The sequence below is a fragment of the Owariibacterium komagatae genome (assembly GCF_045865535.1).
Classification (GTDB): Bacteria; Bacillota; Clostridia; order Oscillospirales; family Ruminococcaceae; genus Ruthenibacterium; species Ruthenibacterium komagatae.
Genome location: NZ_AP031406.1, coordinates 623,956 through 645,026, shown reverse-complemented (window position 1 = coordinate 645,026; position 21,071 = coordinate 623,956). Strand labels below are relative to the sequence as shown.

Genomic DNA, 21,071 nt, shown 5'->3' with positions numbered 1-21,071 from the left:
TTGCCACACTATAGGCAAAGGGAGGGTTTCGTTTTGGAAAAAGAAGTCAAACGCGGAGAGGTTTTTTACGCAGACCTGAGCCCGGTCGTGGGATCGGAACAAGGCGGTATTCGTCCCGTACTTATCGTGCAGAACGATGTAGGAAACCGATACAGTCCTACGGTGATTGCCGCCGCCATCACTTCCAAACAAGACAAGACCAATCTGCCCACCCATATCGGACTGAAGGCGGGTACCGGCGGCCTGACCCGTGACAGTGTGGTTTTGCTGGAGCAGATCCGCACGCTGGACAAACGCCGTCTTCGTGAAAGAGCAGGCCGCATCGACCCGGAAGCGCAGCACAAAGTGGACGCTGCCCTGGGCATCAGTTTTGGTTTGGAAAGCAGGTAAAACAGTGAATTGTCAAACTAAGTGCAACAGGAATTGAGTTCAAAGTCCCATAATTCCCGGGCAGAATGGAAGTTAAGAACTTTGCGAGGCCTGGCGTTCAACAACGCCAGGTTTCGTTTTAATGTGGCGGGAGCAACGCGGGAAAGATTTCTGCCCTTGGGATAAAACTCCCGGAGCAGACCGTTCAGATTCTCGTTTGTGCCTTTCTGCCAGGCACAATACGGGTCGGCAAAATAGACCTCGCAATGCAATCGTTCTTCAATACGGCGCCAGTTGGCAAACTCTGTGCCCCGGTCGCAGGTAATGGTTTTGACTAGCTGCGGTGGAAAGACGGACAGGGCAGCGACAACGGCGTTTTCCATGGTCTCAGCTCTCCGGTCCGGCATCTTCACGGCAATGTAAAACCGGGTCTTTCGCTCCGCCAGGGTGGCAAAGCAGGCTTTGCTTTTGCCCTGGCCACTCACTACGGTGTCCGCTTCCCAGTGTCCGGCTTCCTGGCGGCTGTACACCGATTTGTCCCGCTTGCGGATGGATTTTCCCTTGCTGTACTTTCCCCGCGTTTCCTTGACTCCATGGCTCTTTCCCTTGCGGCGCAGTACCTTCAGATTGCCATTTACCAGGTATTTCTCATAGATCCACCGGTAGATGGTACTCCAGCTGGGCATCTTTCGTTCACAAGGGGTACAGGCGATCTGCTCCGGCGACCACGTCGCACGCAGCTTTTCCTCTATGTAGTCGATCACTTCTTGGGAATGGAACATCCCGCGGTGGCAGTAGGAGCGCCGCAGCAGGTACTTCTTCTGCGCCGTGTGGGGGTAGTAGGTCGGAATGTCATACATATGGGTGCAGTTTCGCCGTATCTCCCGCGACACCGTGCTCACGTTTCTCCCAATCAGCCGGGCAATCTCCCGGTAACTCAGACCATCCACATAATATTTCCGTATACAACTGCGCTCTTCTATGGTAAGATGATGGTAGTTCATACAGTTCCCTCCGGTGGTTTGGTGGTGTGGTAACTTCATTCTACCACAGGGGGCTGTATGAACTCCTTTTTATTTCCCTAAAGTGTTGCACTTGATAGTATAATTCACCAAAACAATAAAACAGAGCAGCGCTTGCGCGCTGCTCTGTTTTTTGTTGACAAAATGCATCACAGCTTTCAAACGCTGTCTTTTTGCGCTTTGATTACATGGGTGGCGCTCCACTGGCCGAGAACTTCTATTTCGGAAAAACCGGCGGCCTGCAAGGCCTGAATCTCATGGGCGACCGTCAGCGGAGTGTCGTAATGATAAAATGCGCTGTCACAAATACCCTGTGCGGCCTTCAACCGAAGCAGTTCCTGCCGGAAGCCGATTTCCTCGCTTTCGGTCTGCGCAAAATAGTCGGTCAGAAGAAAAAAGCCGCCGGGGATCAGTGCCTCAAAAATTTTGGTGTACAGGGGGATTTTTTCTTCCAGCGTGAAATGATGAAGCGACTCCACGGACACAACGGCGTCATAGCAGCAGGCATCGAAGGAAATGTCAAAATAGGAGCCTTGCACAAAAGTCAGGTCCTTATCGGAATATTTTTCAGCCAACGCCTGCAGTAGTTTGTCTGCCAGATCAATGCCTGTGATCCGGGCCGAGGGGTTCAGCTGAAAGTAATACCTCAATTCCAGCCCGGTCCCGCAGCCCAGGTCCAGAACACGAGCGTGCGGGTGCATGGGCAGCTGTTTGGCCGTAAAAGGGTAGAACTCTCTGGCCCCGGCGATGGCATTTAGCTGGTGTTCCTCGTATTCGTCGATTCGACTGTTGAAAAAGTCATTCATTTTTTCGAGCATGCTGTTTGTCACAACCTTTGTTGAAGATGAAAAAGGCGGCGGCCTGACAAATGTCAAACCGCCGCTGAGAAATCTGTGTGCGAAAACCGCCCTGGCTGATGCGGCGGTACGAAACGATTAGGCGTTCCAGGTCATCATCTTTTTGGCTGCTTTGTAGATGTCTCCACAACCCAGCGTGATCACGAGGTCGCCGGGTTCTGCGTTTCGCATTACGTGGTCCACCACTTCGTCAAATGTATTGAACCAGACGCTGCCCGGAATTTTAGCGGCCAGATCCTTGGTGCGCACGGTGTAATCCTCGGCGCGTTCGCGGCTTCCCATGATTTCCGTCATTACCACATGGTCAGCAATGGAAAGGACCCGTGCAAAATCGTCCAGCAGCATTTGCGTGCGCGTGTAGGTAAAGGGTTGGAAAACGGCCCACACATGTTTGTACTGCATCTCACGGGCAGCCAGCAGGGTAGCCTCCAGCTCCGTGGGATGATGCGCGTAGTCATCCGCAATGGTCACGCCGTTGTTTTCACCCAGGAATTCAAAGCGGCGTCCGGCCCCACGGAAAGCGGCAATGCCCGCGGCGCACTGTTCGGGAGTGCAGCCGGCAGCACTGGCGCAGGCGAAGGCGGCAAGCGCGTTGTAAACGTTGTGTTCGCCCGGTACGTTCAATTCAATATGAATTCCTTTGACCCCGTGTACTTCCAGATCAAAGCAGAAGAAAGAGGGGCGGTATTCATGAATGTTGATGGCACGGTAATCCGCCGGCTGACGGGTGCTGATGGTGGTGATATGGCGGTCAATGCTTCCAATCACTTCCACCGTGTTGGCATCGTCAATATTGGCCACGACCGTATTGGTGGTCAGCAGGGCAAATTTGCGGAAAGATGCCTTCAGATTCTCCATGGTTTTGAAAAATTCCAGGTGATCTGCATCCACATTCAGAATGACGGATAAATAAGGCACCAGATGCAAAAAGGTGTTGCTGTACTCACAGGCTTCCACCACAATTTCTTTTCCCGCGCCGTACCGGCCGTAAGCATCGATCAGCGGCAGTTTTCCTCCGATTACAGCAGCCGGGTCGGTGCCGGCCATCACCATGATCTGTGTGGTCATGGCGGTGGTGGTGGTTTTTCCGTGGGTGCCCGCGATGCACAGAGGATGGGGATAAGTATTGGCTACATATCCCAGCATGATGCTGCGCTCTACCGCAGGAATTCCCAGACGCTGTGCTTCTTCCACCTCCGGGTTCCCCTTCATGATGGCGGCGCTGTACACCACCAGTTCTGCACCGTGAACATTCTCCGCCTTGTGTCCCATGGAGATGGGAATGCCCATTTTGCGTTCCCGCTCAATGATATCCCCTTCATTCACGTCAGAGCCGGTGATCTCATAACCGACCTCGTGAAGAATCTGTACCAGCGGAAACATGCCGCTTCCGCCGATTCCAACAAAATGAAGTTTGGTCTTGCCATCCAGCAATGTGCTGTCAAATGCGTTCATCGGTCATTCACCTCTTAACAGATATTATATAATTTTTTTTGCATAAAATAAACAATTAGAGAAAATTTTTGGTATAATGCACTTAGATCAGACAAAACCAGTTAAAGGAGTTGGACGGCATGACTGCGGAGGGACCCGGGCAGAACTATCTTTTGGAGGACGGTGTGCTGCGCTGTACGGCGCCCTCGCCGGATCGTTTCTATCAGGAAGATCCGTCCCGCATTCTGGAACTGTTCACCGCCTGCGCGGCATGGAACTGCACCGTGGAAATTGAAACATACGCGGCCGCATTGAAAAATGTTTCTCTGCTGAACCGCCTGCCGGGTACGGTCTTGCGGGAAAGCGTACAGAGCCTTTTGCTCTCGGACATGCCGCAGGCGCTGGATCCGTTGATCGCGGCCGGGGCATTTGCCTCTTACGGAATTGCAAACAGCATTTCCTGCCTGTGCGATCTGCAGCAGGTGCCCTGCACCATGGAGACGCGCTGGTGGTCCTTTTTGCGTATGTGCAATGCCAATTATCGGTTTGTCTGCGAACGGTTTGGCTTTTCACAGCGCTTTGCAGAAGCACTGGTCGGCCTGGACCGGCTGGCTGCCACCCGGACGCTGCCGGACAGCATCCAGGCGCTGAAATATCTTCTGAGCACGCTGCCGGAAATTGATTATGAGGCGGCGGTTCAAACATTCCTTCTCCATGACGCCCGTTGGGAAGGCCAGCTGGAGCTTTTTGAACAGCTGCGTGAAACGGGTGAGCCTTATCTTGTGCGTCATTTGGCGGTGACCCCGGCGGAGCTGCTGGCGTCCGGCGTACCTGCGGCAAAAATGAACCGGGTCCTGCGCGCCCTTTTGGATGCGGTGATCAAGGCGCCGTCCGTCAACACACAGCCGGCACTGATGATGCTGGCAGGAACACTGAAAGACCAATATCGCTGATTTTTTCGGGAAGGCGGCTGTCCGCCTTCCTTTTTTGCGGCTTGTTTGCAACCGCTTTTTCGACATGTTATAATGAACAAAATCTTTTCTCTGGAGGCATCTGCTTTGAAAACGGCATTGGTGGGCTGCACGGGCTTCGTGGGCGGTAATCTTGCGGCCAGACATTCCTTCGACGGATTGTATCATTCAACGGATGTGGAGTGTGCATTTGGCACTTCGCCGGATCTGCTGGTCTATGCGGGAATGCCGGCTGCAAAGTATTTGGCAAACAAAGACCCCGAGCAGGATTGGCAAGTGGCGGAAAACGCCGTTCGCAATATGGAACGGATCCATCCGCGCAAGCTGGTGCTCATCAGCACAGTGGATGTTTATGCGCAGCCGAATGCCGTGGACGAGGATACGCCGGCTGACTGCAACCAGCAGCAGGCTTACGGCCGCAACCGCGCAAGATTGGAACAGTGTGTGCGTGAGCAGTGGCCGGATGCGCTGATCGTTCGTCTCCCGGGGTTATTTGGGCAGGGACTGAAAAAGAATTTTATCTACGATTTTCTGCACCGGACGCCGGCGATGCTGAAGACGGAAAAATATCACGAGCTTTCCCAAAAAAGCGCACTGGTCCAAAAGGGATATGTTCCTGCGCAAAATGGGTTTTATCGCAAAACCGCACAGGGAGAACTTGCGGATGCGCTGGAAGGCTGGTTTATTCAAAACGATTTTAACGCGCTGTGCTTTACCGACAGCCGTGCTGATTATCAGTTTTATGATTTGAGCTGCTTGTGGAATGACCTTTCCAAAGCGCTTGCAGAGGATCTCACGTTATTGAATCTGAGCACCGAACCGGTTCAGGCTGCGCAGCTGTATGCATTTTTAAGTGCAGGCGAAGCTTTTTGCAACGAATGCGCGCCGACGCCGCCCCGTTATGATATGCGCAGCAGACATGCGGATTTGTGGAATGGGTCGGACGGGTACTGCTATGACCGCGAAACAGTGCTTCGGCAGATTGCGAAGTTTGTTTCGGAAACCCGCTGAGCAAAGATCAAAGGAGAGATTGTTTTGTCCGAAAAACAGAGAATTCATCTGGCTGTGTCCAACATCGGGTTTGAGGCCCGGGATGATGAAACTGTTTGGCGCAGTTTGCGGCAATGGGGATATGAGGGACTGGAAATCGCGCCCACCCGGCTGGTGGGAACGCGGCCTTACACAAAATGTGTGCAGGCCGGCGAAAAAGCGCGGATGCTGCGCGACCAGTATGGCCTGTGCATTCCGTCCATGCAAAGTATATGGTTTGGACAAAGCGGGAATATTTTTGACGGGGAGCAGGCGGAACGACTTACTGCATATACCCGGCGGGCGGTGGATTTTGCCGTGGCGGTGGGGTGTCCCAGCCTTGTATTCGGCAATCCGCGCCAGCGCGTAATGGCAGAAGAGAACCGGCCGGAAGATGTGCTGGATTTTTTTGCACAGATTTCGGCGTATGCCTGCCAGAAAGGCGTGCGGATCGCGCTGGAGGCCAATCCGGCGGTTTACGGAACCAATTTCTGCAATACAACGGCCCAGGCGCTGGATTTTGCGGCTTGCGTGCCGGGTTTGAAAATGAACTATGACCTGGGGACCATGCTGACCAATGGAGAGTCGCTGGACTTGCTGTTTGATCATCTGGCACAGGTGAGCCATATTCACATCAGCGAGCCGGGGCTTGCGCCGGTCCGCGTCCGAGAGGTCCATCGTGAACTGGCGAGCGGACTCCGTGCCGCCGGGTATGCAGGATTTGTCTCAGTAGAGATGAAAACACAGGAATTCTCGGTGGTGGAGCGAGTACTGAAAGAAACGGCGGAGGTATTTGCGTGATACAGGTAGAGGCGCAGCCGGGAGTACCGGCATACCGGAAAGAAGAATTTTCAGGCAGGACTTCGTCGTACTGTGTGCTGATTCCGGTCATCAATGAGGGCGAGCGCATTCAGGCGGAATTGATCCGCGCGCAGAAAGCGGGCGTTCCGGATCTGGCGGATATCATCTTGTGCGACGGCGGTTCCACCGACGGCAGCACGGAATGGGAAAAACTGAAAAAAGCAGGCGTCAATACGCTGCTGGTAAAAACCGGGCCCGGCAAACAGGGAGCACAGCTGCGGATGGGGATTTCCTTTGCGCTTGCACGCGGGTATGAGGGAGTGATCACCGTAGACGGAAACAATAAGGATTCCGTGGAAAGCATTCCTCTTCTGATCCAAAAATTGCGCGATGGATATGATTTTGTGCAGGGAAGCCGCTTTGTGAAAGGCGGCCGGGCGGTCAATACGCCCTGGCAGCGCTGGCTGGCGGTTCGCCTGATCCATGCGCCGGTGATCAGCCTGACTGCCCGGCAGCACTTTACGGATACGACCAACGCTTTTCGGGCTTATTCCCGCCGCTATTTGATTCACCCGGAAGTGCAGCCCCTGCGGGATATCTTTTCAGGTTATGAACTGCTGGCGTATCTTTCCGTGCGCGCTTCACAGCTGGGCTTGAAAGCGTGCGAAGTGCCGGTGGCTCGCGTGTACCCCAAAACCGGTAAAACGCCTACCAAAATCAAGGGAATGCGGGGCAATACGGAACTTTTAAAGATTTTGTTTGCGAATCTTCGGGGCGCTTACGTCCCCGGAAACGAGGAGAAACGGCGGAAATGAAATGTGATAAGGTCATTTTAGGCGCGGGGCTTTACGGTCTGTACGCAGCGGAAAGATGCGGCCGCCGCGGCGAACAGGTGGTCGTGCTGGAACGCGACCCGGCGCCGTTCATGCGTGCCACTTACATCAATCAGGCAAGGGTGCATATGGGGTACCACTACCCGCGCAGTTATTCCACCGCCATCAAGTCCGCGCATTATTTTGAGCGCTTTCATCGGGATTTTTCCTTTTGTGAACATACGGAGTTTCAGCAGATTTATGCCACCAGTGCGCATTTCAGTTGGACAAATGCAGATGAATTTCGACGCTTTTGCCGTGCAGCCGGGATTTTTTGTGAAGAGGTCTCTGCGGAAAAATTCTTTCAGCCCGGTATGTGCGATGGAGCTTTTTTAACCCGTGAGTATACTTATGACGCGCAGATTTTGAAACAGTATTATCTTGAACAGCTTTCTGCGCTGGAAAATGTACAGCTGCGCTTTTCTTCAAAACCGGAGCACATTGAAAAGGGCGGGGACATCTGGCAGGTAACTGCTTCCGACGGCACCGTTTGGGAGACACCGTATCTTTTGAACGCCACCTATGCGGGTGTGAATGATGTGCATACTCTGATGGGCTATGAACCCTTCAAGATCAAGTATGAATTGTGTGAGATCATTTTGTGCGATGTGCAGGCGCCGCTGCAAAACGTGGGCATTACGGTGATGGACGGCCCGTTCTTTTCCATTATGCCCTTTGGAAAAACAGGCCTGCACAGCCTGACCAGTGTGACGTTCACTCCGCATATGACCAGCTACAGTGCTCTGCCGACGTTTGCGTGTCAGGCATCCAGTGAAGGGGCGTGCCGACCTGGCAGTTTGGCCAACTGCAATCAGTGCCCGGAGAGACCGGCTTCGGCCTGGCCCTACATGAGCCAGCTGGCGCGCGCTTATCTGAAGGAAACGTACGGCTTTTCTTACAGGAAGAGCCTGTTCAGCATGAAGCCGATTCTGAAGGCCAGCGAGATCGATGACTCAAGGCCCACCGTTGTGCGCGTGATGGAACAAACGCCTACATTTGTGAGCGTGTTGTCGGGAAAAATCAATACGGTTTATGATTTGGACGAGGTATTGTAAACATGGAGAATACGCAGAGAAAAGAATCCAATTTTGTTTCGGTGGTCGGCTATTTGCATGACAGCAGTGCTTTTGTGCAGAAGTTTCTGGAGAAAGTGACCGGTGTGATGCAACGCCATTTCGATCACTATGAAGTGATTCTGGTGGATGATTGCTGCCGGGATGACAGTGTGGAACAGGTGCGCGCCTTTGTGAGCCGCGCTTCCCAGAATGTTCCGGTGACGATTGTGACCATGAGTGTCTGGCAGGGAATGGAGCTGGGCATGAATGCGGGCGTGGATATTTCCGTAGGGGATTTTGTCTTTGAATTCGATTCTCTGGAGATCGACTATGAACCGGAACTGATTTTTCAGGCTTACCAAAAGGCGCTGACAGGATATGATATCGTCACGGTGGGACCGGTCAAAAACCGCAGCTTTTCAAGCAGTTTGTTTTACCGTGTGTTCAATGCCAGTTCCGGTTCGCGTTATCCGATCCAGACCGATGTGTTCCGGGTGCTGAGCCGGCGCGCGGTCAATCGGGTGCGTGCAGTTTCACCCACTCCGGCTTATCGAAAGGCAGCCTATGCGGCGTGCGGTTTGAAAGCGTATTCCATGCGGGATGAAAGAATTCCCCACACGCGGGACGTCAACGAAGCCCTGCGCTTTTCGCTTGCGGCGGATTCTCTGGTGCTGTATACCAATGCGGGGTATCGACTTTCCTGTGGAATCGCGGGGTTGATGCTGCTGGCGACGCTTTTGGAGTTTGTCTATACGCTGGTGATTTATCTTGGCGGCGGAAAACCCATCGAGGGCTGGACGACCACCATGCTGGTGCTGACGCTGGGCTTTTTCGGTGTGTTCCTCATTCTGGCGGTTGTGCTGCGCTATCTGACGCTGTTGGTGGATCTGGTCTTTAAGCATCAGCGCTATTTGGTAGAGGGAATCGAAAAGATTCAAAAAGAACAGAGCGACGCTTGATTTGATGCGTTTCGACCGAAAAACAGGACTTGTTGCACAGATTCTTCTTTTTCGGTATAATATTTTTATTATGTGCGGCCAGACCGGGGAAGTGAAGGGGTCCGTGTCTGGGGAAGGGGGAAGGCAATGAGCTTTCAATCAGCGCGCTTTTTTGTGTTTCTGATCGTTTGCTTGTTTCTCTATTATGCTGTACCCAAACGGTGGAAAAATCTGTTTTTGCTTTTGGCAAGCTGGTTTTTCTATTCGTGTGCGGGAACCGCTTACTTTGTGTTGCTTGTGGTTGTTTCCGCCATTTCCTATGTTGTCGCGGATGTGATCGGCTGTGCCAAAACAAAAGCAGTTCAGACCACAATGCTGGTTTTAGGGCTGGTTATGCTTTTAGGGAATCTCTGCTTTTTTAAGTATTATGACTGGTTCGGTCGCCAGCTGGCCATTGCTGCGTCCAATTTGGGTTCCGCTTATATCCCGCCGGATTACGGCCTCGCGGTTCCTTTGGGCATCAGCTTTTATACGTTTGTTCTGTCCGGATATTTGATTGATGTTTATCAGAGAAAACGGGAGCCGGAGCGAAACTTTGTGAAGCTGGCGCTGTTCGCAAGCTTTTTTCCGCTGGTGTCTTCCGGCCCGGTGGAGCGCAGCACAGGGCTTCTGCCGCAGTTTGACAGACCGGCACCTTTTCAGTACGATGTCTTTTGCCAGGGCGCATCGCGCATTCTGTGGGGCTTTTTCAAAAAATTTGTGGTCGCGGATACACTGGCAGTTGTCGTGAACCGAGTGTTTTTGGATGTCACAGTTCACACAGGGCCGTATCTGCTGCTGGCAGCGCTGTTTTATTCTTACCAGCTGTATTGCGACTTTTCTGGTTATTCCGACATCGCGATCGGCATGGCGCGCCTGTTTGGGTTTGATGTGATCGAGAACTTCCGCCGGCCGTTTGCTGCTCACAGTTTCAGCGATTTGTGGCGGCGCTGGCATATTAGTTTAACCAGCTGGTTCCGTCAGTATCTTTATTTCCCATTGGGCGGAAGCCGAAAGGGAACGATTCGCACATACCTGAACATTCTGCTGATTTTTCTGGTGAGCGGCATCTGGCACGGCACCGGCTTGAACTTTGCAATCTGGGGCCTCTTGAATGGGGTTTATATGGTCTTGGGAAGAGCAAGCGGGAACCGGCGGGCGGTGCTGGCGCGCCGCAATCCGCTTTATCGCTGGGCATGGCTGAAAGCGCTCTGCCAAATCGGAATCGTCTACCTGCTGTTCACAAGCTGCATTGTGTTTTTCCGCGCAGAAAACCTGACGCAGGCGCTGTGGTTTTACAGCCGCCTTGCAACCGGATGGACGGATTTATTCCATCCGATGGCGGTCCTGAACGGGCTGCGGAACATGGGCGTAGGTTATGCAACGGGGGTTCCTGTGCTGATTGGTGTCCTCATGGTGGAATGGGGAGAGTGGCGCGCAGAAAAAGAAGGATGCAGCATGGGCGCCTGGATCTGCCGGCGGCCGTTTGCACAAAAGATGGCGATTTACTATTTGCTTTTGCTGGCGCTGGCTTTCTGGGGCAAACTGGGCACATCATCCTTTATTTACTTTCAGTTCTAACGGAGGGATGGCATGAAACGTTTTTTAAAAGGAGCGCTGTGCTTTCTTCCGTTTGTGATTCTGATCGTGGGTGTCAATTTTTATGCAGATCCGGCCAATGTGCTTCGCACCGGCTATGAGCGCACGGTGGCGGAGATTTTGGCCGGCGGAGAAAATGCCTCCAATCTGCGTAATATGGATGACCGGTTGTTTATGGAAGAATATGTATCGCTCCGAAAAGACCCCATTGGTACGCTGGTTCTTGGATCCAGTCATTCCATGCAGATCACAAAGGAACTGACGGGGGACGAAAATACATTCTGCGCAGGAATGACAGGCGCGGATTTGCGCGACTGTATTTCAGCTTACCGTTTGTTTCGGGAGAATGGATTTACACCCGAACGGGTGATTTTGGTGGTCGATTGCTGGTTTTTGTGCGAGGAAACGCAGGAGCCGCGGGCAATGACCGATGGTTACGAGGCGTTTTGCAAGGAAAACGGGCTGTTGCCGGTACAGACGGAAGCGGCGCAGTTTTCTTTGAAAAAGCTGACGCAGAAGTGGAGTCAGGCTGTTTCGTTGCCGTATTTTCAATCCAGTTTGGACTATTTAAAAAAAGGCCTTCAGAATGACCGGGACCCTGTGGCGACGGATTCGTTTTATACAGACACGGATATGCGCCGGGCGGATGGAACATATTGTTACAATCAGGAACTGCGGAACGTGCAGGAAGACCAGACGCATGACCGGGCGGTGAACTACATCATTGCAACGCCGGAATTTGCGAAAAACTTTACGACCGTGTCCGCCAATCTGGAGAATCAGCTGATCGCTTTTATCACTTCCATGCAGGAAGACGGTGTGCAGGTCGCGCTGATGCTGCCGCCGTTCCATCCGGAATATTATACCTATATGACACAGACGGAACTTTATACGAAGATTCTGATGGTGGAGCCGGTGGTGCAGCAGATTGCGGAAACCTGCGGTGTGCGTCTGTTCGGCTCTTTTGATCCGTCCAAGTGCGGCCTGAGCGCACTGGATTTTTACGATGGGCTGCATTGCTCCGACCAGGCAATGTATCGCTTTTATCCGGAAAATCTGTTTGATCTCTAGGAGGAAATTTTGGCAACTGTTTTAATCATAGGGGCCGGCGCTGCCGGCCTGTTTTGCGCCGGAGCAGCTGTGCGCGCAGGACATCAGGTCACGGTTCTGGAACATATGCCCCGACCGGGAAGAAAAATTCTGGTCACCGGCAAAGGGCGCTGCAACCTGACCAACGCGTGCGAGCCGGACGAATTTTTGAAGCATGTGCGCCGCAATCCGCGGTTTCTTTATTCCGCGCTGAGCGCATGTCCGCCCTCATTTGTCATGCAGCTTTTTGAGCAGCAGCTGGCTGTTCCGCTGAAAGTGGAGCGGGGCCGCCGGGTGTTTCCGCAAAGCGACCGCGCGCAGGATATTTTGGATGCTCTTTTGCGTTGGGCGGAAGGCGCAACCATTCTTTTCACGGGCGCCAAGTCCTTGTTGCTGGAGGACGGTGTATGCAAAGGTGTGGAACTGGTGAATGGGCAGAAGCTTCGCGCCGACTGGGTCGTGGTGGCCACAGGCGGCGTTTCCTATCCGGTCACAGGCTCTACGGGCGACGGTTATCGGTTGGCAAGGCAGGCGGGGCACACAGTCGTTCCACCGGAGCCGAGCCTGGTTTCTCTGGTGGAAGACGGCAATGTATGCAAACGGATGATGGGACTGCCGCTTCGCAATGTGGAGCTGACGCTGTATGAGGGCAAAAAGGTTCTGTTCCGGGAAATGGGCGAGATGCTGTTCACTCATTTTGGCGTGTCCGGTCCGCTGGTCCTCAGCGCCAGTGCGCACATTCGTGATATGAAGAAATATTCCTATCGCCTTTCGGTGGACTTGAAACCGGCGCTCAGTTTCGAGAAGCTGGAAAAACGCATTGATTCAGATTTTTTGCAGTTTGCCGGGAAAGAGGCAAAAAGCTGTTTGGATAAACTTCTTCCGGCCAGCATGCGCCCTGTTATGCTTGAAAAATGGGGAGTGGAGCCGGATAAGAAGGTGAATCAGATCACCCGTGCAGAACGGCGTGCCCTGTGTGAACTTTTGAAGGCATTCCCCATTGCCCTGAAAGAAAAAGGGGATTTGCAGCATGCGGTAATCACCAGCGGCGGCGTGCAGGTCCGGGAAGTGGACCCCAAAACCATGCAGAGTAAATGCTGTCCGGGCCTTGCGTTTGCAGGCGAGGTGTTGGACGTGGACGCCTACACGGGCGGTTACAATTTAGGCATCGCATTTGCCACGGCATATGCCGCTGCCATGCATATGGAGGAGAGAAGAGAATGATCGCAATTGCAATTGATGGACCGTCCGGTGCGGGAAAATCCACACTGGCACGCCGGCTGGCGGCTTGGTTCGGTTATATTTATGTGGATACAGGAGCCATGTACCGCACAGTAGGACTCTGTGCTGTGAAAAATGGAGTAAACCCGAAAGATGCGGATGGAGTGGCCGCGCTTTTGCCCCGTACGGAGATTCGCCTGGCATACCAGGACGGAACCCAGCATGTGTTTTTGAACGGTGAGGATGTGTCCGGCCAGATCCGGACAGAGCAAATTTCCATGGCTGCCTCTGATGTATCTGCCATTCCTGCGGTGCGCGCCTTTTTGCTGGACACGCAGCGAAGCCTGGCGGAAAAAAACAATGTGCTGATGGATGGGCGCGACATCGGAACGGTGATCCTGCCGCATGCACAAATCAAAATTTTTCTGACGGCTTCTCCTGAAGAACGGGCACGGCGTCGTTATGAAGAACTGCAGGCACGGGGAGAGACCGTCAGCTATGAGACCGTACTGGAAGACGTGCGGCGGCGTGACGATCAGGATTCCAACCGCGCGCTGGCTCCCTTAAAACCCGCTCCGGATGCAGTGCTGGTGGATACGACCGGCTGCAGTTTTGAGGAGTCTTTTGAACGCCTCAAACAGGTGATTCAGGAGCGTCTGTAAGGAGAGAAGGATTATGCTTTACTGTATCATTGTGCCGCTGGCCTGGGTGGTCTGGCACCTGGCTTTTCGTATCAAAGTCATCGGGCGGGAGAATCTGATTCATGACCGGGGTTTTGTGTTGGCGCCCAATCACGTGTCTGCGCTGGATCCGGTATTTGTCGTGCTCGCCCGTTTCTGGGGTCGGCGTATGCTGGTGATGGGAAAAGAAGAGTTGTTTCAGATCAATCCCTTTTTCAGCTGGTTTTTCCGCCACGTGGGCGTTGTTCCGGTCCACAGGGGAAAGGGAGACACCGCTGTGGTGGACCAGGCAATTGAGTGCGTCCGCAAAGGACAGGGATTGCTGATTTTTCCCGAGGGAACCCGTTCCAAAGACGGAAATCTGGGCAAACTGAAATCCGGGGCGTTTGTTGTGGCGGCACAGGCGGGCGTGGATATGATTCCCTGCCGCGTTATTTACAAAGGCGGTAAAATGAAACTGTTTGGCCACTGCACAGTTGTTTTTGGAAAGCCGATTCCCGCTGAAAAGCTGACATTGGGACAGCCGCGCAGCGCTGCACGTCTGCGTGAGTGCAAACAGCTTTTGACAGAGGCGCTGGAACAGCTGCTTGCTGAAAATCAGCAATATTTGTGAAGGAAATCGTTATGGAGATAATCAGAGCAAAAACAGCCGGGTTCTGCTTCGGCGTAGACCGGGCGGTTAAATTGACCTATGATCTTTTGGAACAGGGGCACAAAGTGGCAACACTTGGCCCGCTGATCCATAATCCGCAGTGTGTGGCGGACCTTGAGGCAAAGGGCGCGGTGACAGTGGATGACGCGGCGGATCTGCCGGCAGGTTTTGAAGTTGTCATCCGAAGCCATGGTGTTCCGGCGTCTGTGTATGAGAGCCTGCGGGCACAGGGAGCTGTGGTGCACGATGCGACCTGTCCCTTTGTGGCAAAAATTCATCGTCTGGCACAGCGTGCCGGAGAAGAGGGAAAACCGCTTTTGGTGGCGGGTGACAGTACGCATCCGGAAGTTGTTGGAATCGTGGGGCATACCACCGGACCGGTTTTTGTTTTTTCAAATTTGGAAGAACTGGAACGCTTAAATTTGCCAGAAATTTCCAAAAATGGAGGATTTGTGGTTGCGCAAACCACTTTTGAAGCAAAAAAATGGCGGGAATGTGTAGAGTTTCTCAAAAAAGTCTATACAAATCTCGAGATATTTGATACAATATGTAATGCTACATGGGCGAGGCAGCACGAGGCAGAGTGTTTGGCCAGACAGTGCGATCTGATGATCATCATTGGCGGTCGGCATTCTTCCAATACCCAAAAGCTGGTCACAGTGGCAGGGCACTACACAAAAGCGGTTTCCATTGAGACCGCAGCCGAACTGCAAAAAGGTTGGTTTGATGGAGTGCAGAAAGTCGGTGTGACCGCGGGTGCGTCTACACCGTCGTCTATTATTGAGGAGGTACTGAGCAGTATGAGCGAGGAAATTCGTGAAGAGGAACTGAGCTTTGAGGAGATGATCGACGCTTCCTTGAAGCCGATTTACAACGGAAAGGTCGTCAAGGGCATTGTCACCGCTGTGGCTCCCAGCGAGATCCAGGTTGACATCGGCACGAAGCAGACTGGTTTCGTCAAGCTTGAGGAACTCACTAATGACCCTTCTGCCAAGGCGGAAGATCTGGTCAAGAAAGGTGACGAGCTCGACCTCATTGTGACGAAAGTGAACGACCAGGAAGGCATCGTCTACCTGTCCAAAAAGCGTTTTGATGAGAACAAGGGCAAAGAAGAAGTGGCTGCTGCTGTGGAAAGCGGTGAGATCATGGACGGTTATGTCACCGAGGCAAACTCCGGCGGTTTGGTTGCGCTGGTGAAAAATGTCCGCGTGTTCATTCCCCGTTCTCAGGCCACGTTGCGTCACAGCGAGGATTACACCGCGCTGGTGAAACAGAATGTGAAACTGAAAATCAAACAGTGCGAGGGTCGTCACATTGTGGGTTCCATCCGCGAAGTGCTGGCGGAAGAGGCCGACAAGAAGCGCGAGGCGTTCTGGAGCGACGTTGAGATCGGCAAGAAATATACCGGCGTTGTCAAGAGCCTGACCAATTACGGCGCGTTTGTTGACATCGGTGGTGTGGACGGGCTGGTACATATCAGCGAGCTGTCCTGGAACCGCATCAAACATCCTTCTGAGGTTGTGAATGTGGGCGACACCATCGAGGTTTATGTGAAAGATCTGGATACGGAGAACAAGAAGGTTTCTCTGGGCTACAAGAAGGCTGAGGACAATCCTTGGGAGAAATTCAAAGCCGAGTATCCCATTGGCAGCGAGTTCACGGCTCCGGTTGTTTCCATCACCAAGTTTGGTGCGTTTGTACGCATCCTGCCCGGTGTGGATGGACTGGTACACATCAGCGAGATTTCTCGCGAGCGCGTGGAGAAAGTTCCCGATGTGCTCAGCGTGGGTCAGGAAGTTCGCGTGAAACTGATCGACGTAGATTATGACAAAAAGCGCATCAGCCTTTCCATGAAGGCGCTGCTGGCGGATGACGCGGCTGAAGAAGCTGAAGAGACCGAGGCGGAGTAAAATGCAAGTAGAAACGGCAGACTGTTGAAAGCAGTCTGCCGTTTTTTGTCGCTCACAGGTTGTCCGGATAATGCTGCTGTCAGGTGCATATACTGTCAGTGTGACAAGTTTGGCAGAAGGGGAAGAGCGGATGAAAAACAGAATTTGGGTGTTCGGCATATTGGCGGCATGGATCTTGCTGTTGACGGGGTGCGGAGAAATTGTGCGAGAACCGGCATCTATCTGGTCGGACGGTGTAAACTTGGACGGGTGTTCTACAGTGAGCGGGACAGTGCTGGATGCCTCGTCAAAAAGTTTGTTCCTCCGTGCGGATGACGGCAGAGAATACGTGTTTTCTCTGCTGGGGGCCACCATCAAAGTGCAGGACCATCTTCAGGCGGACCAGCATGTGAAAGTCTTTTATTCTTTTTCTGCTGGAGAAACGGAATTGAAGGAGTCCAACAGCAAGCATGCACAGGTCGAATACATTTGCGAGGAAGGACCTGAATAGAAAGGCGTTCAGCGGGACGAACGTCCTTTTTCTTTTAAACTGCGACAAAAAAGCTGTTCATCCCACCCAGTTTTTGGTATACTGAAAAAGAATTCGGATGAGGGGAGGCAGCGGCAATGGCGAAGCGGCGGCAGGGCGACCGGCTGAAATATGTGGCAAATTTGACCGCATTAGCGGCGTGGGTCTATCTGGGAAGCACCGCTTTGCTGCGCCTGGGCGCTGAAAAATTGTTTGGCTTTTTCCATGCGAGCGCAACGCTGGACAATCCGATCGCTGTTCCCGAATGGATTTTGGGAATCTGCAATTTGATCCTGCCGGCGGCGGGCCTGATTCTGGCCTTTGGAATGATGAAGGCGGCGGTGCGCAACAGTTCCATGCGTTTGCATATTTCTTTCGATTTGCCGCGAAAAGGTGAACTGTGGCTGTTTGTGCCGGTGTTTTTGGGCATCAGTCTGGCATGCAGCCTGGGGACCAGTACGCTTCAGCGTTTTTTGGAATCGTATACTTCATATCAGACGCCGGAGAGCGTCCGCCTTCCAAAGAGTGGCTTTGCTATGCTGCTTTATTTTCTTGGAATCTGCGTGATTCCCGCAATTTTTGAGGAGCTGTTTGTGCGCGGTGCGGTGCAGAAGCTGTTGTCTCATTGGGGAGCCTGGTTTTCCATTGTTGTTTCTTCCGTGCTTTTTTCTCTTTTGCATCAGGACATTGCGCAGATGCCGGCAACGTTTGTGGCGTCTGTGCTGATGGGACTGGCTGCTTACTGTACGGGATCGCTTGCCGCCGGAATGGTGGTGCATCTGGCCAACAATACCATGTCCTTTTGCTTTTTGTATGCCACGCAAAAGCTGGACGGTGTTTCGGCGTTTGGTCTGACGGTTTATCTGACCATGATTTTCTGTGGCGCGGCCGTTGGCTGTGCAGTGGTGATTCACCGCAAAAAGCTGATGCGTCTGTTTAAGCCGATCCCGCGTGTGTATGACCCCAAAAACCGTCAGAGTCGATTGGAGCGGCTGCTTACTTCTCCTTTGTTTTTACTTACTTTTGTGGGTCTGGCGATTCGGGCGGCATTGCCGTTGTTCGGCTGAGGAGAGAATAGAAAATGGATGATGTTTCATTGATGCGTGCTGCGCTGGAACAGGCGCGCATTGCGGCAGATTTGGGAGAGGTCCCGGTGGGAGCGGTGATTGCCAAGGATGGAGAGATCATCGCGCGCGCCCACAATACACGAGAGACGGAGAAAAATGCCACGCACCATGCCGAGCTTCTGGCAATTGATGAGGCGTGCAGAAAATTGGGCGGATGGCGGCTTTGGCAATGTGAGCTTTTTGTGACGCTGGAACCGTGCCCCATGTGCACAGGCGCGATCATCAACAGCCGGTTGAAGCGTGTGGTGTATGGCGCGAAAGATGAAAAAGCGGGCTGCTGCGGCAGCGTGACCAATTTGTTTGAAATGCCTTTCAACCACAAACCGGTTTTGGAGAGCGGTCTCCTGGAAGAGGAGTGCGCGGCGCTGCTCCGTGCGTTTTTTGAAAGACTTCGATTGCAGCGCAAGAGAGGAGATAAGCCCAAATGGAAAAAACCGCAGTAGTTACAGGTGCTTCCCGCGGAATTGGCGCTGCCATTGCCACGGCTTTGGGGGCTGATGGATACCGGGTGGCTGTTTGCTATCGCAGTCAAAGAGAAAAGGCTGAAGCAGTGTGCCGGGCGATTGTAGCAAACGGGGGGACGGCGGTTCCTTTTCAGGTGAATGTGGCGGAAGAGGAAAGTGTGCAGCGGTTGTTTCGTCAGGTTCGCGAAACGTTGGGGCCAACGGAGATTCTGATTAACAACGCGGGGATAGCACAGCAAAAGCTGTTTTCCGATTTGAGCACGTCCGAGTGGGATGAGATGTTTGCGGTTCATGTTCGTGGCGCCTTTTTGTGCTGCCGGGAAGCTCTGCCTGAGATGATCCGGCGCAAATGGGGAAGAATCGTCAATCTTTCCTCCATGTGGGGACAAGTAGGCGCTTCCTGCGAGGTGCATTACTCCGCGGCCAAAGCGGCGCTGATTGGCATGACAAAGGCGCTGGCGCAGGAGGAAGGCCCGAGTGGGATCACGGTCAACTGCGTTGCGCCGGGCGCGGTGGAAACGGATATGATGCGTTCTTTTTCGCAGGAGGATAAAGCGGTGCTGGCGGATGAAACGCCGCTCTGCCGCCTGGGAACACCGGAGGACGTGGCACAGGCGGTGCGCTTCCTTGTGTCGCCGGCAGCTTCCTTTATTACCGGGCAGGTGCTGGGCGTGAATGGCGGCTTCGTGATATAGCTTGAAACAAGGCTTGCCAAAGACGTCCCTTTGGGGTATGATAACAACGATATTGAAAAAAGGAGCTGAAGTCTCAATGAATATTTCGAAAGAGCTGACCATGGGTGAACTGCTGCGCACAGCGCAGGATAACGGTGTTTATGAAGCGGTTGTCAACGTGCTGCTGAGCGCGGGAATGCACTGCATCGGCTGCCCGTCGCACCAGTTTGAAACGCTGGAAGAGGCTTGCTATGTGCACGGCATTGACTCTGCGGAGCTGGTTTCCAAACTGGAGGCAGCCGTTGGTTGATCAGGTTCCGGTTCTGGATGCGCGCCTGTCTGCTGCGGCCGCTTTTGTGCGGCCGGGCAGCACGGTAGCGGATATTGGCTGCGATCATGGAAAACTGTCAGCTTATCTGGCGGCGGCGAAAAACTGCCAGGTGATCGCGGCGGATATACGCCCGGCGCCTCTCGCACGTGCGCGGGAAACAATGCTTCGGTATGGTTGTGCGCAGCGTGTGGAGTGCAGATTGGGAGACGGCCTCTCCGTGCTTTCGGCGGGGGAGGTTCAGACGGTTGTGATTGCCGGGGTTTCGGGGATCACGGCGTGTGATATTGTTGAGGCGTGTCCGTTTCCATTGGAAATCGGCACGCGTTTTATTTTCGTGCCTCCAACCAAGCATGCGCATTTGCGCGGCTGGCTTTGGTCGCACGGCTTTTCATTGATCGACGAGACACCGGTGCTGGCAGCCGGACGGGTTTATACAGTGATGTGCTGGGAGTATACGGCTAAACCGGAAACGCACGATGCGTTTGCGTGCGCGGTGGGAAAGGCGGCCAAGCGGACAGAGGCGGCAGCGGCTTATTTGGGGCATGTGGCGCTTCTGGCGCGCAAGTATGCGCGGGGTGTCAAGGAGCCGGACCGGCAGGCGGATATCCTGGTATTGGCGAGCCGTATAGAACAGGAGGCAAGAAAATGCAGCGTGTGACCATGACGGAGGTTTATGAGGAAATCGGCCGCTGGGCCCCGTGGGACACAGCGGAAGAGTGGGACAATGTAGGCGTTCTGGTGCAGGGGCCGGACGAAGTCGTCACGGGTATATGCTGCATGCTGGATATTACACCGGAAGCTGTTGCGTGGGCGGCTGAAAAAGGATGCAACCTGGTTCTGTCGCATCATCCGGTGATTTTTCGTCCGATGAAGAAATTGTCGCGCGAAAGTGTTCCGGCTGTTTTGGTTCGGAATGGGGTCACCGCTTTGTGCGCCCATACCAATCTGGATAAGGCGCGGGGCGGCGTGTGTGAAACGCTGGCGCAACAACTCGGTCTGCGGAATATCCGTCCCGGTGAGGATTTCCTGTATTTTGGGGAACTGAAACAGCCGATGCCGCTGGCACAGTGGGCGGCGCACGTGAGAGACTCGCTGGATACATCGGTTGCCTGGACGGGAGAAGAGAAAACGGTTCGGACGGTAGCGGTTGTATCAGGTGCCGGCGGAGATTTTTGGCCGCAGGCACAGGCGGCTGGTGCAGACTGCTTGGTGACTGGAGAGATGAGCCATCACGAGGCACTGGATGCACAGCAGGCGGGCATGGCGGCGGTTGCGGCCACACATTACGGCACGGAAAAATGGATCGTGCCGGTGATGGCGGCGCGTCTGCACAAGCTGTTCCCGGAATTGCCGGTCTATGAATGGGATCGCCCGGAGCAGGGCGAATCCCATGATCCCTTTCAATATGAAACGAACTGAGAAGGAGAAG

At 53.6% G+C, this 21,071-nt stretch carries 23 protein-coding genes; 20 read left to right on the top strand and 3 right to left on the bottom strand.

All coding sequences use genetic code 11. The features are described 5' to 3' along the window. Positions 1-33: 33 nt before the first annotated feature. A complete protein-coding gene (locus ACKTS9_RS03360; protein WP_349215036.1) occupies positions 34-390 on the top strand; it encodes a type II toxin-antitoxin system PemK/MazF family toxin in 357 nt (118 codons plus the stop codon). 17 nt (positions 391-407) lie between these two features. Here ACKTS9_RS03360 and ACKTS9_RS03355 read toward each other — a convergent pair whose 3' ends face one another. From ACKTS9_RS03355 to murC, 3 genes are all read right to left on the bottom strand, one after another. Then, entirely contained in the window at positions 408-1,373 is a 966-nt protein-coding gene (locus ACKTS9_RS03355; protein WP_407878926.1) for an IS30 family transposase, read from the bottom strand. Between the two features lie 176 nt (positions 1,374-1,549). Further along, positions 1,550-2,209 (bottom strand): class I SAM-dependent methyltransferase, encoded by a 660-nt coding sequence (locus ACKTS9_RS03350; protein WP_407878924.1) that lies wholly within the window; start codon positions 2,207-2,209, stop codon positions 1,550-1,552. Positions 2,210-2,326: 117 nt separating this feature from the next. Next, complete coding sequence (gene murC / locus ACKTS9_RS03345) at positions 2,327-3,703, bottom strand: UDP-N-acetylmuramate--L-alanine ligase (RefSeq protein WP_349216521.1); 1,377 nt, start codon at positions 3,701-3,703, stop codon at positions 2,327-2,329. Between the two features lie 119 nt (positions 3,704-3,822). Between murC and ACKTS9_RS03340 the strand changes: the two genes are divergently transcribed. The 19 genes from ACKTS9_RS03340 to ACKTS9_RS03250 all read left to right on the top strand — a co-directional run bounded on the left by ACKTS9_RS03340 (position 3,823) and on the right by ACKTS9_RS03250 (position 21,061). After that, positions 3,823-4,635 carry a hypothetical protein gene (locus ACKTS9_RS03340; RefSeq protein WP_349216520.1) on the top strand — a complete coding sequence of 271 codons (813 nt, stop codon included), beginning with the start codon at positions 3,823-3,825 and terminating at the stop codon, positions 4,633-4,635. Between the two features lie 105 nt (positions 4,636-4,740). Then, a complete protein-coding gene (locus ACKTS9_RS03335; RefSeq protein WP_349216519.1) occupies positions 4,741-5,664 on the top strand; it encodes a sugar nucleotide-binding protein in 924 nt (307 codons plus the stop codon). Positions 5,665-5,688: 24 nt separating this feature from the next. Then, positions 5,689-6,483: a sugar phosphate isomerase/epimerase family protein gene (locus ACKTS9_RS03330; protein ID WP_349216518.1), complete on the top strand. Its 795-nt coding sequence runs from the start codon at positions 5,689-5,691 to the stop codon at positions 6,481-6,483. Further along, the gene (locus ACKTS9_RS03325) at positions 6,480-7,298 is read left to right on the top strand and encodes a glycosyltransferase family 2 protein (RefSeq protein WP_353963951.1); all 819 of its coding nucleotides are present in this window, start codon (positions 6,480-6,482) and stop codon (positions 7,296-7,298) included. Before ACKTS9_RS03330 ends, ACKTS9_RS03325 begins: the two co-directional genes overlap by 4 nt. Then, positions 7,295-8,410 (top strand): FAD-dependent oxidoreductase, encoded by a 1,116-nt coding sequence (locus tag ACKTS9_RS03320; RefSeq protein WP_349216517.1) that lies wholly within the window; start codon positions 7,295-7,297, stop codon positions 8,408-8,410. The genes ACKTS9_RS03325 and ACKTS9_RS03320 overlap by 4 nt, the downstream gene beginning before the upstream one ends. A gap of 2 nt (positions 8,411-8,412) precedes the next feature. Continuing rightward, complete coding sequence (locus tag ACKTS9_RS03315; protein ID WP_349216516.1) at positions 8,413-9,369, top strand: glycosyltransferase; 957 nt, start codon at positions 8,413-8,415, stop codon at positions 9,367-9,369. A 126-nt stretch (positions 9,370-9,495) separates the two neighbouring features. Beyond that, on the top strand, positions 9,496-10,968 hold the full coding sequence (locus ACKTS9_RS03310) for an MBOAT family O-acyltransferase (RefSeq protein WP_349216515.1): 1,473 nt from the start codon (positions 9,496-9,498) through the stop codon (positions 10,966-10,968). Between the two features lie 12 nt (positions 10,969-10,980). Then, positions 10,981-12,057, top strand: a complete 1,077-nt coding sequence (locus ACKTS9_RS03305) for a hypothetical protein (protein ID WP_349216514.1) — start codon at positions 10,981-10,983, stop codon at positions 12,055-12,057. A 9-nt stretch (positions 12,058-12,066) separates the two neighbouring features. Beyond that, positions 12,067-13,299, top strand: a complete 1,233-nt coding sequence (locus ACKTS9_RS03300; RefSeq protein WP_349216513.1) for an NAD(P)/FAD-dependent oxidoreductase — start codon at positions 12,067-12,069, stop codon at positions 13,297-13,299. After that, on the top strand, positions 13,296-13,958 hold the full coding sequence (cmk, locus tag ACKTS9_RS03295) for a (d)CMP kinase (RefSeq protein ID WP_349216512.1): 663 nt from the start codon (positions 13,296-13,298) through the stop codon (positions 13,956-13,958). Before ACKTS9_RS03300 ends, cmk begins: the two co-directional genes overlap by 4 nt. Positions 13,959-13,971: 13 nt before the next feature. Beyond that, the gene (locus ACKTS9_RS03290; RefSeq protein WP_349216511.1) at positions 13,972-14,589 is read left to right on the top strand and encodes a lysophospholipid acyltransferase family protein; all 618 of its coding nucleotides are present in this window, start codon (positions 13,972-13,974) and stop codon (positions 14,587-14,589) included. 11 nt (positions 14,590-14,600) lie between these two features. Then, positions 14,601-16,538 (top strand): bifunctional 4-hydroxy-3-methylbut-2-enyl diphosphate reductase/30S ribosomal protein S1, encoded by a 1,938-nt coding sequence (locus ACKTS9_RS03285; RefSeq protein WP_349216510.1) that lies wholly within the window; start codon positions 14,601-14,603, stop codon positions 16,536-16,538. Positions 16,539-16,668: 130 nt separating this feature from the next. Next, positions 16,669-17,028 carry a hypothetical protein gene (locus ACKTS9_RS03280; protein WP_349216509.1) on the top strand — a complete coding sequence of 120 codons (360 nt, stop codon included), beginning with the start codon at positions 16,669-16,671 and terminating at the stop codon, positions 17,026-17,028. A gap of 116 nt (positions 17,029-17,144) precedes the next feature. Beyond that, positions 17,145-18,113, top strand: a complete 969-nt coding sequence (locus tag ACKTS9_RS03275) for a CPBP family intramembrane glutamic endopeptidase (RefSeq protein WP_349216508.1) — start codon at positions 17,145-17,147, stop codon at positions 18,111-18,113. A 14-nt stretch (positions 18,114-18,127) separates the two neighbouring features. Beyond that, on the top strand, positions 18,128-18,616 hold the full coding sequence (locus ACKTS9_RS03270; RefSeq protein ID WP_349216507.1) for a nucleoside deaminase: 489 nt from the start codon (positions 18,128-18,130) through the stop codon (positions 18,614-18,616). After that, positions 18,598-19,332 carry an elongation factor P 5-aminopentanone reductase gene (gene ymfI, locus ACKTS9_RS03265; RefSeq protein WP_349216506.1) on the top strand — a complete coding sequence of 245 codons (735 nt, stop codon included), beginning with the start codon at positions 18,598-18,600 and terminating at the stop codon, positions 19,330-19,332. The genes ACKTS9_RS03270 and ymfI overlap by 19 nt, the downstream gene beginning before the upstream one ends. Positions 19,333-19,408: 76 nt before the next feature. Continuing rightward, positions 19,409-19,621 (top strand): DUF1858 domain-containing protein, encoded by a 213-nt coding sequence (locus ACKTS9_RS03260; protein ID WP_349216505.1) that lies wholly within the window; start codon positions 19,409-19,411, stop codon positions 19,619-19,621. Then, a complete protein-coding gene (locus ACKTS9_RS03255; protein ID WP_349216504.1) occupies positions 19,614-20,300 on the top strand; it encodes a class I SAM-dependent methyltransferase in 687 nt (228 codons plus the stop codon). The genes ACKTS9_RS03260 and ACKTS9_RS03255 overlap by 8 nt, the downstream gene beginning before the upstream one ends. Further along, entirely contained in the window at positions 20,288-21,061 is a 774-nt protein-coding gene (locus tag ACKTS9_RS03250; RefSeq protein WP_407878914.1) for a Nif3-like dinuclear metal center hexameric protein, read from the top strand. Before ACKTS9_RS03255 ends, ACKTS9_RS03250 begins: the two co-directional genes overlap by 13 nt. The last annotated feature ends 10 nt before the right edge of the window (positions 21,062-21,071 follow it).